The following is a 14,297-nucleotide window of genomic DNA, read 5'->3' as shown; positions in this document are numbered from 1 at the left end:
ATTATTTTGGCATAAGCCGTATTGTTTTGGCACACATTTTCCCGACCTGTTTTTCGTCAAACACTGGAAAACAAAGGCGATGAACGAATTACCGGCCCTTTGGAGGGTATCGTTCCAAACACAGGAAAGGCCTTGCCTGTAAGATAATTTTATGCTATTCTTTCAAACGGTTAGCGTAAACTAACTACGGAAAATTATACTATGATTCGATTCGCCGGTCAAGAATGGTTACGGCGGGAAAGGAAGGGTATGTACAAGCAAAAGAAAAATACAATTAGCAGGGTATTTTCCATGGCTTGCTGCCCGAAAGGGAAATATACGATCGGCATTATTTTGTCAGCAGGCGGAATCCTCTTGGCCGCAGTACCGTTTTATGCCATTTACCGGATCGTTGAGGGATTCCTTTTTGCGGCAGCCCAAGAAACGGTTTTTCAATCAGCCTCTGCTTTTACATGGGCGGGCGTTACAGTAGGCAGCATTGCAGCAGGGATTGGTTGCACGATCGGAGGAAGCTGCCTGTGCCACGCGTCGGTTTTCGATGCTCTTTACCGCCTGCGGCTGCGCATCATGGAACACATGGGAAAACTAAGTATGGGATTTTTTACTGATGGGCGCGCGGGCGCTACGCAAAAAATGATGGAAGATAATGTCGAAAAAATGGAATCGATCATGGCTCATACGTTTCCCAATGTGGTAGGAGCCGCATTGCTGCTGGCTGCACTTGCCGCGCTGATGTTTTATTTAAACGTATGGCTGGCTATAACGGTTTTTGCCGCGCTCGGAATTGCATTCGCCATTCAGTTTTCCGCTTTTGGCGGGAGCCGCGGACAAAAAAACTGGGCGAACCTCAATAAAACGGTAACCGACCTTGACGCTTCTTTTTCGGAGTATGTATCGGGAATGGAAGAAGAAAAGATATTCGGGCATTCCAAAGCGGCCGCTTCCAAGCTGACAGAACTGATTGAAAAAACCCGGCAATACTGGGCCGTTTACTTAAAACGTGTTACTCCAATTTTTGGAGCATACAAAACAATTACCCTGTCGCTTCTTGCATTTATCCTTGCTGCGGGAACGATTCTAGTCCTAAATCATCCTGGCGACCAAGAAATGGTGAGCCAGATATTGACGTTCCTTATCATTGGTCCGGCTGCCATGAATCCGTTGATGGAACTTGTTGAGATGGGCTCTGATTTACAAAATCTTTCCGTTAAGATGGATCAGATCGACAACGTATTCGACTGTGTGCCTATGGTGGAACCCCAGAACGGAAAAACTCCAAAGGGCGCGGATATTGTTTTCCATGACGTATCTTTTTCCTATCAGCCTGCATCTGATCCGCTCAGGCGAATGGCGCTTGACCATGTCAGCATGAAAATTCCATCAGGAAGTTTTGCTGCCCTTGTAGGGCCTTCAGGCGGCGGAAAAACGACGGCAGGACAACTGCTTGCCCGGTTTTGGGATATCGAGAGAGGTTCGATTTCCATTGGCGGTGTCGACCTGAGGGACATGAAAACCGGGACACTGATGGACCAGGTTGCATTCGTTTTTCAGGATACGCACATTTTCGCACAGTCCGCATTCGACAATATCGCAATGGGACGCCAAGCAAGCCGGGCTCAGGTTGAAGAGGCTGCGCGTGCCGCACGTTGCCACGATTTTATTGCCGCGCTTCCACAAGGATATGATACGCGTCTGGGCGATGGCGGACACAAATTATCCGGTGGGGAAGCGCAGCGGATCGCCATTGCGAGGGCAATTTTGAAAAATGCTCCGATTGTTGTACTGGACGAAGCGATGGCTTTTACGGATGCGGAAAATGAACTTGCGCTTCGCCAAGCGATGGAAGAGCTGTTGCAGGGAAAAACTGTGCTGATGATTGCACACCGCTTGTACTCCATAAAGGATGCTGATCATATATTCGTCTTATCGGAAGGAAAAGTAGCGGAAGAAGGGAAGCATGGGTTCCTGCTGGAAAAAAATGGGCTATATGCCCATCTGTGGAAGATCCAAAGCGAAAGCGAACAATGGAGTATGAAAGGAGTCACTACCCATGCGTAAGATGATACAACAATTCACGTTTCACCATCCCAAAGAGTTAATTGCGCCCACTGTATGGCTGTTTGTATCTGAGGTGTCCACGCTGGTTCCCGCTATTTTGGTCTTTTTCGGAATATATGTGTTTGGCGCAGCCTTTTTTCCACCCTATACACTGGACACCGGGAGCCTGATCCAGTTGTCTGTCGCTGCGCTTGTATTTTGCGCCCTGCAATATGTCATTGAATTGATCTCCTATTGGAATACTTATTTCAGGGCTTATCGTGACACAGCGAAAAAACGGATTGCCTATATTAAAAAACTGCGCACGTTACCTCTCGGATTTTTTACAAAAAAAGAATCCGGAGAGTTGATCAATTCGTTTGGGAACGATTTTGCAAATGTCGAATATACGATGTGTTATTGGCTCCCATTTACCATTGCATCAAGTTTGTTAATGGTAGTATTCGCCGTTTGGATGGCTATATTTGACTGGCGTATGGCAATCGCAGCTTTTGCCTTGCTTCCGGTATGTCTGCTGATGAATCATTTCGCAGGAAAAATAAAAAGCAGGACCAGCCGTAGAGTCTTGGAAGCGCGCGCGAAAGCCGCTACCCAGCTGAACGAATATCTGCATGGCATGAAAGACCTTAAGGCCTATCGACAAGCCGGCCAAGGATTCAAACAGCTTCAGAAGGCATACGACAATCTACGGAAAACGACCATGAAAGACGAACTTGTGGCCGGGAGCCTGGGAAATCTATGTTCCGTGCTTACACAATTTGTCGTCCCGGTCATCGTGGTATCCGGTATGTATATGCTTCTTGGCGGGGGACTGCATATCCTCGATTATATAGGGCTTATCATTGTTGCAACCAAGCTCTCATCTCCTATGATGATGTTGGTAACGAGCCTTGGCGCATTGCGCGGTATGGCCCCATCCGGCGAACGGCTGGATTCCGTGATGGAGACACCTTCACAGGAAGGCAGCCAGACGGTGGAAAAAGTGGATGAATATTGTTTCGGGGATGTCGGGTTTTCGTATGGCAGTGAAGAGAACGTGATTCGCTCGGCAAACTTTGATATCCCGGCCGACCGGTTTACTGCGCTAGTAGGCCCCTCCGGGAGCGGAAAATCGACCTTGCTCCGGTTGATGGCACGATTTTGGGACAATCAGGAAGGGATGCTTACTGCAAATGGACGGGATATTCGCCAGATTCAGCCAGACAGCCTGCTTTCCAATATTTCTATGGTAATGCAGGATACCTATCTGTTCCGCGGGACCATACGTGAGAACCTGTGTTTTGGTAAAGATATTCCGGACGAGCAGTTGGAAGAAGCTTGTCGAAAAGCAAGCTGCCATACCTTTATCAGTAAATTGCCAGAGGGATATGACACGATGGTAGGAGAGGGCGGCGCCACTCTTTCCGGTGGGGAGCGGCAGAGGATTGCGTTCGCAAGGGCGTTACTCAAAGACGTTCCGATTTTGCTTCTGGACGAGCCGACCGCTTCGCTGGATGCAGATAATGAGGCCTTGGTACAAAACGCATTAGACGAAATTGCAAAAAACAGAACGGTAATTATGATTGCACACCGCCTAAAAACTGTTCGCGGGGCAGATCAAATTCTTGTGATCGAGAACGGAAGCGTTACTCAGCATGGAACGCATGACGAACTTCTGGCGCAGGAAGGACTGTATCAAAGATTATGGGCGATTCAAAATGAAGCCCAATCAATACAATTCAAACATATGGAGGAAAAATGAAATGGAAATTCCAAAAAGAAAATTCTTAAACTTGAAAGAACTTGTAACAGATGTACTTCTTTCTGTCTTGATGCTGGTGCTATCGTTAATCATTAGCGCGCCGTTTTCTGCAAGTATGCCGCTTCTTTATTTTCTCGTACCCGGCCTGGCGGGGATACTTTGGGGAATTATCTACGTGGTAATCATTGCCAAATGCCCGCATCCCGGCGCACAGATTTTCCCCGCTCTTATTTACGGATTGTATTTTCTGTTGTCTGGCAGCGTCTATGTATTTTTGTTCTTTGTAATCCTTGCTGTTGTAAATGAACTCATTATGCTGAAGGGCGGATATGAAAGCCGTTGGCGGCCGGCTATCCCCATTATTCTCATGGGCTGCCTGAATGCAATGGGATCAACCCTGACGTTATTGCTGTTTCGGGATAGTATGGTACAAAGCTATATGGCAATGGGTATGGATCAGGCCGCAGCGGACGCCGCGCTTTCCTCAGTGGAAGGATTCTGGCTTGCACCACAGAATATTGCGATTGCCCTGGTATGCGCCGCTGCGCTTACTTTCGTCGGTTACCTCTTAGGAAGAAAGCTGATGAAAAAACATTTCCGCCCGGCTGGTGCCGTATAAATCCATGAATAACGAAAAAAAACTTCTCGATCCACGGACTTACCTGTTCCTGTGCATTGCCAGCATTATAGCCGTTATCGTAATTCGAACTGAAACAAGCCTTGCATTCCTTTTTGCCGCTTGTATGGTTATACAGGCAATGTGCGGCAAAGCTGTCCGGATTCCGGTTTACCTTGGCGGATATTTGTTTTTGCTCTGGCTTTCCTGGGCAGGCGTACAATTACTGGGAGACCTTTCTACCTTTTTTATTGGCAGCGCGCTTTCCAACATTGGCATTTTAGGGAGGCGGGCGATGATCCCGCTTTCCTTTGCCTTCTTGATCGGGGAAGCGCCGACCGGAAGTTTGCTCGCTGCGTTCCATGTGCTCCATATCCCCAAATCCGGCGGAATCGCGGTTGCTGTTATACTGCGTTTTTTTCCTACGCTTGGGGAGGAATATCGGTGTATTCGCAACGCACAAAAATTCCGGGGCATTGGCGTCGGGCTTTGGAACACATTGGCACATTTGCCCTCGACACTGGAGTATATTTTGGTGCCTCTGATTATGCGCACTACCAAAATCTCGGATGAACTGTCCGCTTCCATTACCGTTCGCGGCGTGCGGTTTGGCGGTCAGGTTGTAAGTTACCGCCCTCTCTGTTTTTCGCGGAAAGATATTGCTTTATGCGCCGGATATACCGCAGCAGTCTTCTTGTTTGCGTTTCTCGATAAAGCTGGATTGGGAGGCATATGATGATTGAACTGAAAAATATTTGTTATGCCTATCCAGGCGCACACAAAGGAGCCGGACAACTTCAGGGAATCAACCTATCCATCGGTCAGGGAGAGTGCATTCTTTTGTCCGGGGTGAGCGGCTGTGGAAAGACAACGCTTACACGTGTTTTGAATGGACTCTGTCCGCAATTTTACGAAGGAGTCCTCACTGGAGAATACCGCATTGGCGAAAGGGATGCCCGAAGGATTCCGATCCATGAATTGGGAACCATTGTGGGAAGCGTATTCCAAGATCCCCGCAGTCAGTTTTTCGCAACCAACGCAACAGATGAACTCGTATTGGGGATGGAAAATATTCCGCTTGCACGTGAAGAAATGCACCGCAGGACGGCTGCAACGATTTCGCTTTTGGAGATTGAACGCCTGATGGGCCGACGGATTTTCCCGCTATCCAGCGGAGAAAAGCAGCGCCTTGCTATTGCTTCTGTCTGCGCCATGGAGCCGAAGGTACTCGTGCTTGATGAACCATCTGCAAACCTTGACAGCGAAGCGATACGGCATCTTTCCATTTTGTTATATCGCTTAAAAGAAAAGGGCTGTACGATCGTGTTGTCCGAACACCGTTTTTCCTATGTGCGTGAGTTATTTGACCGGTTGGTTTTCATGGAAAATGGGAAAATTAGCTCCATTTTGAGTCGGGACGAGGCGCTTTCCCTTACTCCGGAACAGCTTAGCGCGATGGGGATACGTGGATTTCAGGAACCAAAACTCAAGATTTGTGGAACTGCTTTGGAACAAGGCGATGAAGTTCTTCGCGTACAGGGGATTTCCTGTTTCCGGAGCGGAAGCCAAATATTAGATGATGTATCCTTCCATGTACAACGGGGGCAAATCCTTGCTGTTGCAGGGCAGAATGGAGCGGGAAAATCTACATTATGCCGCGCTGTGACAGGTCTTTACCGTTCACAGGGGGCGGTGGAGAATGAGGGACGGTTCCTCCGGCGGAAACAACGTACCAAAGCTTCTTTTTTTGTCCAGCAGGACGCAGATTACCAACTCTATGCGCCTACGGTCGAAGAAGAATTTTATATCGGATATAAATCCGATCCGCAGCGCCGCGAAAAAACGCAAAAGGCACTGGCAGCAGTAGGGCTTTGGGAATACCGCGAGCGGCATCCGATTTCCCTTTCGGGAGGCCAGAAACAAAGGCTTTTATTAGCGCTCGCCTCTGTAAGCGGCAGACGTATCCTGGTTTTCGATGAGCCGACAAGCGGGCTTGACGGCCATAATATGCGCCTTACTGCTGGCATTTTGAAAGAATTGGCGAGCAAGGGCAACTATGTGGTACTCATTACACACGATATGGAACTAATAGACCTTGTGGCAGATAGTATCCTATATTTATCCGGTGGAAAAATCGTTTACCACAAAAAATTATAAGAATATCGGGAGAGAAAGGCTTGAAACAATCAAAATGAGTAAAAAAATGATACAATAGAAGTGAAAAAATAAAAATTTGTTGAGGTTGTTTTCAATGATTATCAGACAAGAAACGCATAAGGATTACGAGGAAATCTATAAACTTATTGCAGAAGCATTTATGACAGCAGAACATTCTGACGGAAATGAGCAGGATTTAGTGGTTGATTTAAGAGCAGGAAATGCGTTCATTCCAGAATTGTCTTTAGTTGCTGAAATAAATGGAGAAATGGCAGGGCATATTTTATTTACAAAAGCTAACGTAGGTAATGATGAAGTACTTGTTTTAGCGCCACTATCAGTGAAACCGAAATATCAAAGACAGGGAATTGGAAAAGCTTTGATTTTGGAAGGGCATAAGATTGCGAAACGATTAGGGTATCCGTATTCATTGGTCTTGGGGAGCAATACGTACTATCCTAAAGTTGGATATATTCCTGCGGAACGGTTCAATATTGAAGTCCCAAATGGTATATCTGCCGATAATTTTATGGCAATTAACTTACAGGAAAAAGCGAAGCCGATTGGTGGTAAAGTTATCTATGCAAAAGAATTTGGGATATAAATTCCAAATTCTATCCTTTACCCGTTTATGGGTAGCAAGAAGCAGCAGCGCAAGTGGCAGATCAATATGCGTCTTGAGATGCGGCTAGTATCTTAGGGCTACGCCCGCATATGAAATACTCCCGGCTATGCCGGGCTTTTTTTATTTTAGTATGATTCAAATACGTTTTCCACCTGAAGCAATCAAGTCGTTAGCGGGCGGTGCAAAAATGTTGATTAAATTTCCTGTTGACTTGGAGTGCACTCCAGGTATTATGATAAAAGTAAATCAGAAAGGAGAGAGAATATGGAGTATATAAAATTGGGTAATTCCGGCATCGAGGTGTCGCGCTTTTGTGTTGGATGTATGAGTTTTGGCGATCCTGCCAGTAAAATGCACGCATGGACGCTGAATCCGAAGGAAAGCGAAACCATAATAAAGCACGCACTTGATCTTGGCATCAATTTTTTTGACACTGCCAACACTTATTCTGCCGGAACCAGCGAGGAATATCTGGGACGCGCTATTCGCGGCAATGTGCCGCACGATCAGGTGGTGCTTGCCACCAAGGTTTATTTTAACGAGGGAAATTTATCAAAAGAGGCTATCCTGAGGGAAATCGACGGTTCCCTAAAACGGCTGGGAACCGATTATGTCGATTTGTATATCATTCACCGTTTTGATTACAACACGCCGGTAGAGGAGACGATGGAAGCGCTGGACAGTCTGGTAAAATCCGGGAAGGTCAGGGCGCTGGGCGCATCCGCTATGTATGGCTATCAGTTTTTTAATATGCAGCTTGCTGCAGAAAAGAACAACTGGTCGCCTTTTGTCTCTATGCAAAACCACTATAATCTCTTATACCGTGAGGATGAACGTGAGCTGATCCCTGTTTGTAAGCAGCAAAATGTAGCGCTTACACCTTACAGCCCGCTTGCTGCGGGAAGGCTTTCGCGTATGGAGTGGAAGGCCAATACAAAGAGAAGCGAGACCGACAAGATGGCCGCTTCAAAATACGACGGAACGCAGGAAACAGATTATGCCATCGTACAACGCGTAAACGAGCTGGCGGAAAAACACAATGCCACAATGACGCAGGTTGCCCTGGCATGGCAGTTTGCAAAAGGAGTCGCGTCGCCGATTATCGGCGCAACTAAGGCAGAATATTTTGACGATGCGGCAGGTGCGCTCAATATCCGGCTTTCCGGCGATGAAATCACTTATCTTGAGGAACCGTATGTTCCGCATAAAATCGTAGGCGCAATTTAAACTGGCGGAATCAGAATTTGATTTTTATGGGATATCAGGAGGTATGATGATGAAGAAAGTGACGGCAGGCAGAGACGACTTAGGCGGATTTGCCCCTAAGTTTGCACAGTTAAACGACGACGTATTGTTTGGCGAAGTATGGGCGAGAGAAAAAGAACTCTCCCCGCGTGACAGGAGTTTGATTACCGTGACCGCATTAATAGCCGGTGGTAGTTTGGACGGCTCGCTAAAATATCATCTGCAAACCGCAAAGGCAAACGGCATCAAAAAAGAAGAAATTGCGGAGGCGCTGACACATCTTGCCTTTTATGCGGGATGGCAAAAAGCGTGGGCAGCCTTCCGGATGGCGAAGGACGTTTGGGCGGAATAAATGAGGAGTGACGGCGCATAAAACGAGTTGAAAAGTAATACAAAAAATAGTTTGTGAATCGATAAAAAAGCCTGGTTCTTCAAGCGCAAAGGGCCAGGCCTTTTTTATTTGGAAAAACTTTGGCAGAAACGGATTGCGTTGCGCGTCATCATCGAAATGTTGTCTTTGGTAAACGCAAGGGCATCTGCTAACTGCATCGGCGCAACGACGGTATCCCACACGGCAGATAATCCAAGGGAGTCAAAGTCAAAAAAACCCGGCTCGATAGAACCGACAATGGCGATTGCAGGAACACCAACGCGCCTTGCCGCTTTTCCCACACCACACGCTACCTTGCCGCGTTGTGTTTGAGAGTCGAGGCGGCCTTCACCGGTGATTACCAGATCGGCAGACCGGGCGATTTCGGAAAAACCGGTGAGTTCCAGCACGGTATCAATCCCCATTTGCATGGTCGCATCCAAAAAGGCCACCAGCCCTGCACCAAGCCCGCCAGCAGCCCCACTTCCGGGAAGAAAGGCGATATCTGCACCAAGGTCTTTTTTTACCATTTTTGAAAAATGGCGCAGACCCTGGTCGAGAAACCGAATCATATTATGGTCAGCGCCTTTTTGGGGCCCGAAAATCCACGCGGCGCCTTCTTCACCATAAAGCGGATTTGAAATATCGCACATGGCGATGATCTTCGTATTCCGTACAGCCGGATCGATATGGGTTGTGTCAATGCGGCTTATTTTATGCAGGGTCCCGCCGCTTGGCACAAATTCCACATTGTCCTGATCATAAAATTTGACGCCGAGAGCGGCGGCCATACCACAGCCTGCGTCGTTGGTAGCGCTTCCACCCAGTCCGATAATGATTTGGGGAAACCCTTTTGAAATTGCGTCAAGAATCAGCTCTCCCACGCCGAAGGTAGTTGCCTGCAAAGGATTTTCCTTCCCCTTTACGAGAGGAAGGCCCGCGCATGCTGCCATTTCGATCATTGCGAAATTTCCGCACTCCCCATAAAAAGAACGCATAGGTTCGCCGAACGGGCCTGTTACAGTTAAATAAGATTTATGACCGCCCAGTGCTTCCAGGAAACAATCAACGCTTCCTTCGCCACCGTCCGCCACTGGAATACACACAACGTCGCATTCAGGCAGTGCTTCTAAAATCGTATGTTTCATAATATGGCAGACCTCGCTGCTGGAAAGAGAACCCTTATAAGAATCAGGAACGAGTACAATACGTTTCACGATTTATAACCTCCAAATTTTTATGTCTCAATATTACATCCTCACAAAAATAATGCAAGTCATCCGTTTGGTTTTTGTAGAAAAATAGCCCTTTTCAACATTTTGATATAAATAAAATTCATCACGCTGCGGGCTTTGGTTAAAAGGGCTGCAAGAGTATTGACACCCCCAAAACCATGTGCTAGTTTTAAATTACGATAAGCGATTGCATACAAAATGCAATACACAAAATGTAAAATGCAATACACCCATTAAATTATAAGTTCCAGCATCAAACAAAATTAGACCGAACAATTTCGCAGATTAAAGAGTGCTATATGAAAATTACAAGAACATCAGTTGCAGACAGAGTCGCAGAACAGTTGAGGATGCGCATCATAAAAGGAGAATTGCTTCCGGGGGAAAAGATCGTTGAAGAAGAATTTTGTAATGAAATGGAAATCAGCCGTACGCCGCTCCGGGAAGCCTTCAGGGTGTTACAGGTGGAAGGATTCCTTTCATACAAGCCCAGATGTGGCGTAACGGTATCGAGTTATTCGATTGAAGATGTGGAAGAGTTGTGGGATTTAAGGTCCGTTTTGGAGTCGACGGCAGCTGCCCGCGTGGCGAACAACCGACAGTCTGATATAATTAAGAACCTTGCGTGTTTGAGCAGCGGGAATCCATTTATACAAGAATACGATAGCGTAAGCTTTTCAAAAAACGATACCCGCTTTCACACGACGATTGCCAATGGGTGCGGGAACCGGTGGATGGAAACGGAAATTGTCAGTTTGTGGCAAAAGGCCGCCATGCCCAGAAGAGTACTACTATATGATATAGAATCGGCAAAGCAATCCTGTGCGGAGCATGAGTTGATTGTACAAAGGATTAAGGACGGAGATTGTGAGGGTGCCTGGAAAGCGATGGACAGCCACATCAAAAACAGCCTCGAACGGATTAAAGAGAAATTTGACAGAAGTCATTTACAATAAGGAGAAAAGTCATGCAGGCAAAAAGAAGGTCGATGTTATATGTACCGGGGAGCGATCCCAAAAAATGTTTGAAGGCATTAATGTTCAATAGCGACAGCGTCATCTTTGACCTGGAGGACGCGGTGGCGCCGGACCAAAAGGAATTTGCGCGCCAGACAGTATGTGAGCTGTTAAAAGCACCGAGGGAAACAGGCAAGGAGTTGGTTGTGCGGGTAAACCAGGTGTCGGACTCTGTTGGCATGGAAGACCTGAAAGCGATCCTCCCGTGCAAGCCGGATACGGTAATCCTGCCCAAGGCTTCAGCACGTGAAGTCACGATAGCGGATACATTTGTTACTATTTTTAGAGAAGACAGAGAGATTGGATTGATACCGCTGATCGAGACTATGCACGGGCTTGTAACGTTGCGTGAAATCTTAAATAGCTCAGATAAAATAACGGGTGTCCAGTTTGGAGCGGAAGACCTGACAAAAGAAATGGGTATCAGGCGCACGGCGCAGGGAAAGGAGCTTTCCTACGCACGAAGCGAGCTTACGTTTATCGCAAGGTCGTTTGGTGTGGATGCGATCGATACCCCATATGTGGACTATCGGGATGTGGAAGGCTTCGAACAGGACCTTGCGTATATCCGCTCAATCGGTATGACGGCAAAAACGGCGATCCATCCGTCTCAGATTGAAAAAATCAATCAGGCATTTACTTTTTCCGAGCGCGATATCGCTGAGGCAAAGGAAATTGTGGAAGCATTTGAAAAGGCTGTGCAACAGGGACTGGGCGTAATCAGTATCAACGGAAAAATGGTGGACGCGCCTGTTGCCAAAAGGGCTGCGGATGTTTTAGCAAGCGCAGGGCTCAATGAAGTCAAAGGATTTTGAATATCGTAATCATAAATAGAGGAGAAGAAAAAAATGGTTAAGGAAACTGTGAAGGAAGAAAGAACAGAAGAAGAGCTTATCTCAAGCCTGATGGACAAAGCGCGTGCAGCGCAGAAGCAAATAGAGTTCTGCACACAGGAGCAGGTGAGAGAGCTTGCGGCAGCCATTGGCTGGTATGCAATTAACAATGCGCAGCGTTGGGCGGAATTTAATTTTGAAGAGACAAAGATGGGGGATGTGAAAAGTAAAATCGCCCGTACCCAAGCCCGTGCACGCGGCTTGATGCGCGATCTTAACGAAGCAAAAACTGTAGGGATCATCGAAGAACTGCCGGAAAAGTGTCTCGTAAAGATTGCAAAGCCTGTGGGCGTAGTTGGAGCGATGGTGCCTGTGACGGTTCCTGCGGGGGTGGTATTTATCAAAACGATGAATGCGCTGATGGGCCGCAACGCAATTATTTGTTCGCCGCATCCCCGGGCTAAAAAAACGACAAATATGGTGGTAGGAGAACTGCGCGCGCTTGTTAAGCGGTTCGGATATCCGGAAGACCTGATCCAGTGTATCGAACAGCCAACGATGGCTTTATCAAAAGAACTGATGAAGCAGTGCGACCTGATTGTGGCGACAGGCGGCGCAGGAATGGTAAAGAGCGCGTATTCATCAGGAACGCCGGCCTATGGCGTGGGCGCAGGAAACGTCGTAACGGTTGTGGATGAAACGGCAGACCTTGCCGATGCGGCACAAAAAACAGTGGAAAGTCAATTAAACGACCTCGCGATCGGCTGCTCGACAGAAAATTCCCTCGTGATCCAAAAAGGTGTTTACCAGAAGATACTGGACGAACTTAAGAAGCAGGGCGCTTACCTGTGCAGCCCGGAGGAAAAGGAAAAGCTCCAGCATACACTTTGGGTGGACGGACACCTCAATGGGGATATCATATGCACGACGGCAAGTAATATTGCTGAAAAATCCGGATTTACGGTTCCGGAGGGAACGACGTGCATCCTCGTGGAAGAAACGGGCTATGGCAAGGAATTTCCGTTCTCTGGTGAAAAACTCTCTGTGGTGGTGACGCTTTACCAGTATGATACGTTTGAAGATGCGATTGAGCTGGTAAATGGAATTCAGGCGTATTCTGGAGCAGGGCACTCCTGTGGCATCCACAGCTTCGACGACGACAGGATTTTGGAATATGCGCTTAAAACCCATACCACGCGCGTGGGCGTTCGGGTAGCGCAGGGAAAAGCGAATGCAGGGAACTGGAACAACGGAATGCCATTTACAATATCCCTTGGATGCGGCACGTGGGGCGGAAACATTGCCAGTGAAAATATTACGTGGAAACATTACATCAATACAACATGGGTGATTCGGGAGATACCGAATTTCAAGGTTCCTACAGACGAAGAGCTTTTTGGAAATGTCATAGAAGATAAGAGGGTTCTTGGATAAGAGAGGCGTGGAATGAAAATTGTAGTTTTGGATGGATACACAGAAAATCCGGGCGATCTTTCATGGGAAGGCCTGGAAGCGCTGGGCAGGCTGAAGGTGTATGAAAGGACACCCGTAGATAAAGTTGCGCAGAGAATTGGCGACGCACAGGCTGTCTATACAAACAAGACGCCGGTTACGCGCGAAACGCTGGAAAAGTGTCCAAATCTTAAATTTATCGGCGTGCTTGCAACAGGCTACAATGTGGTGGATGTAGCGGCGGCAAAGGAAAGGGGAATTGTGATCAGCAACATTCCCACCTATGGCACAGCGGCAGTCGCGCAGATGGCGATCGCGTTGTTGCTTGAGATATGCCACCATGTGGGCGCGCACAGTGAAAGTGTACACCGAGGGGAATGGGAAAATTGCAAAGACTGGTGCTATTGGAATTACGACCTGATCGAGTTGGACCAAAAGACCATGGGCATCATTGGATATGGCAGGATTGGTAAAGCGACAGGCCGGATTGCAAAAGCACTGGGGATGCGGGTGATTGCTTATGACACATATGTGCATGAAGAGGAGAGTTGCGACCTTGACACACTTCTTCGCGAATCTGACGTAATCGTGCTGCACTGCCCGCTTTTTCCTGACACGGAGCAGATCATACGTGCCGAGACAATCGATAAAATGAAAGAGGGAGTTATCATCATTAATAATTCACGGGGACAGTTGATCAACGAACACGACCTTGCACAGGCGCTTGAAAGTGGAAAGGTATCGGCAGCGGGACTGGACGTTGTATCTACTGAACCGATCCGTGGGGATAACCCGTTGCTTAAAGCGAAAAACTGCTTTATTACACCGCATATTTCATGGGCTCCAAGGGAGAGCCGGCAACGGCTGATGGATATTGCAGTATCAAACCTTGAAGCATTTTTGAAGGGCGCGCCCGTTAATTGCGTATGACGTGGAGCAAATAGCAGAA

12 protein-coding genes and 1 pseudogene are annotated in these 14,297 nt (G+C 47.5%); 12 read left to right on the top strand and 1 reads right to left on the bottom strand.

Annotation, left to right across the window (positions count from 1 at the left end):
* Positions 1 to 249 precede the first annotated feature (249 nt).
* The 8 genes and pseudogenes from CHK_RS09055 to CHK_RS09020 all read left to right on the top strand — a co-directional run.
* Complete coding sequence (locus tag CHK_RS09055) at positions 250 to 2,058, top strand: ABC transporter ATP-binding protein (protein ID WP_052740481.1); 1,809 nt, start codon at positions 250 to 252, stop codon at positions 2,056 to 2,058.
* On the top strand, positions 2,051 to 3,799 hold the full coding sequence (locus CHK_RS09050; protein WP_046443735.1) for an ABC transporter ATP-binding protein: 1,749 nt from the start codon (positions 2,051 to 2,053) through the stop codon (positions 3,797 to 3,799). Before CHK_RS09055 ends, CHK_RS09050 begins: the two co-directional genes overlap by 8 nt.
* 1 nt (position 3,800) lies before the next feature.
* Positions 3,801 to 4,418, top strand: coding sequence for an MptD family putative ECF transporter S component (locus CHK_RS09045; protein ID WP_046443734.1), 618 nt, complete (start codon positions 3,801 to 3,803; stop codon positions 4,416 to 4,418).
* 4 nt (positions 4,419 to 4,422) lie between these two features.
* Complete coding sequence (locus tag CHK_RS09040; protein WP_131925013.1) at positions 4,423 to 5,151, top strand: energy-coupling factor transporter transmembrane component T; 729 nt, start codon at positions 4,423 to 4,425, stop codon at positions 5,149 to 5,151.
* Positions 5,151 to 6,572 (top strand): ABC transporter ATP-binding protein, encoded by a 1,422-nt coding sequence (locus CHK_RS09035; RefSeq protein WP_046443732.1) that lies wholly within the window; start codon positions 5,151 to 5,153, stop codon positions 6,570 to 6,572. The genes CHK_RS09040 and CHK_RS09035 overlap by 1 nt, the downstream gene beginning before the upstream one ends.
* A gap of 94 nt (positions 6,573 to 6,666) precedes the next feature.
* A complete protein-coding gene (locus tag CHK_RS09030) occupies positions 6,667 to 7,176 on the top strand; it encodes a GNAT family N-acetyltransferase (RefSeq protein WP_046443731.1) in 510 nt (169 codons plus the stop codon).
* 285 nt (positions 7,177 to 7,461) lie between these two features.
* Positions 7,462 to 8,424, top strand: coding sequence for an aldo/keto reductase (locus tag CHK_RS09025; protein WP_046443730.1), 963 nt, complete (start codon positions 7,462 to 7,464; stop codon positions 8,422 to 8,424).
* A gap of 46 nt (positions 8,425 to 8,470) precedes the next feature.
* A pseudogene (locus CHK_RS09020) lies at positions 8,471 to 8,791 on the top strand (carboxymuconolactone decarboxylase family protein); the annotation flags it as partial.
* A 107-nt stretch (positions 8,792 to 8,898) separates the two neighbouring features.
* On the opposite strand, the gene CHK_RS09015 reads toward CHK_RS09020, so the two are convergent.
* Positions 8,899 to 10,029, bottom strand: coding sequence for a glycerate kinase family protein (locus CHK_RS09015; RefSeq protein WP_046443728.1), 1,131 nt, complete (start codon positions 10,027 to 10,029; stop codon positions 8,899 to 8,901).
* A 317-nt stretch (positions 10,030 to 10,346) separates the two neighbouring features.
* Here CHK_RS09015 and CHK_RS09010 point away from each other — a divergent pair, with 317 nt between their 5' ends.
* From CHK_RS09010 to CHK_RS08995, 4 genes are read left to right on the top strand one after another with little or no spacing between them, the layout of a single operon-like run.
* Positions 10,347 to 11,003, top strand: a complete 657-nt coding sequence (locus CHK_RS09010; RefSeq protein ID WP_046443727.1) for a GntR family transcriptional regulator — start codon at positions 10,347 to 10,349, stop codon at positions 11,001 to 11,003.
* 11 nt (positions 11,004 to 11,014) lie between these two features.
* Positions 11,015 to 11,878 (top strand): HpcH/HpaI aldolase/citrate lyase family protein, encoded by an 864-nt coding sequence (locus tag CHK_RS09005; RefSeq protein WP_046443726.1) that lies wholly within the window; start codon positions 11,015 to 11,017, stop codon positions 11,876 to 11,878.
* A 33-nt stretch (positions 11,879 to 11,911) separates the two neighbouring features.
* Positions 11,912 to 13,330, top strand: coding sequence for an aldehyde dehydrogenase family protein (locus tag CHK_RS09000; protein ID WP_046443725.1), 1,419 nt, complete (start codon positions 11,912 to 11,914; stop codon positions 13,328 to 13,330).
* 12 nt (positions 13,331 to 13,342) lie between these two features.
* Complete coding sequence (locus CHK_RS08995; RefSeq protein WP_046443724.1) at positions 13,343 to 14,278, top strand: D-2-hydroxyacid dehydrogenase; 936 nt, start codon at positions 13,343 to 13,345, stop codon at positions 14,276 to 14,278.
* Positions 14,279 to 14,297 lie beyond the last annotated feature (19 nt).

The organism is Christensenella hongkongensis (genome assembly GCF_000981035.1).
Lineage (GTDB): Bacteria > Bacillota > Clostridia > Christensenellales > Christensenellaceae > Christensenella > Christensenella hongkongensis.
Note: the sequence above shows the minus strand (reverse complement) of the source record. Positions and strands in the feature narration are given on the sequence as shown.

Bases quoted from the DNA above. Each gene is read 5' to 3' on its own strand.
- CHK_RS09055 (WP_052740481.1), top strand. From the start codon at position 250: ATGTACAAGCAAAAGAAAAATACAATTAGCAGGGTATTTTCCATGGCT.
- CHK_RS09050 (WP_046443735.1), top strand. From the start codon at position 2,051: ATGCGTAAGATGATACAACAATTCACGTTTCACCATCCCAAAGAGTTA.
- CHK_RS09045 (WP_046443734.1), top strand. From the start codon at position 3,801: ATGGAAATTCCAAAAAGAAAATTCTTAAACTTGAAAGAACTTGTAACA.
- CHK_RS09040 (WP_131925013.1), top strand. From the start codon at position 4,423: ATGAATAACGAAAAAAAACTTCTCGATCCACGGACTTACCTGTTCCTG.
- CHK_RS09035 (WP_046443732.1), top strand. From the start codon at position 5,151: ATGATTGAACTGAAAAATATTTGTTATGCCTATCCAGGCGCACACAAA.
- CHK_RS09030 (WP_046443731.1), top strand. From the start codon at position 6,667: ATGATTATCAGACAAGAAACGCATAAGGATTACGAGGAAATCTATAAA.
- CHK_RS09025 (WP_046443730.1), top strand. From the start codon at position 7,462: ATGGAGTATATAAAATTGGGTAATTCCGGCATCGAGGTGTCGCGCTTT.
- CHK_RS09010 (WP_046443727.1), top strand. From the start codon at position 10,347: ATGAAAATTACAAGAACATCAGTTGCAGACAGAGTCGCAGAACAGTTG.
- CHK_RS09005 (WP_046443726.1), top strand. From the start codon at position 11,015: ATGCAGGCAAAAAGAAGGTCGATGTTATATGTACCGGGGAGCGATCCC.
- CHK_RS09000 (WP_046443725.1), top strand. From the start codon at position 11,912: ATGGTTAAGGAAACTGTGAAGGAAGAAAGAACAGAAGAAGAGCTTATC.
- CHK_RS08995 (WP_046443724.1), top strand. From the start codon at position 13,343: ATGAAAATTGTAGTTTTGGATGGATACACAGAAAATCCGGGCGATCTT.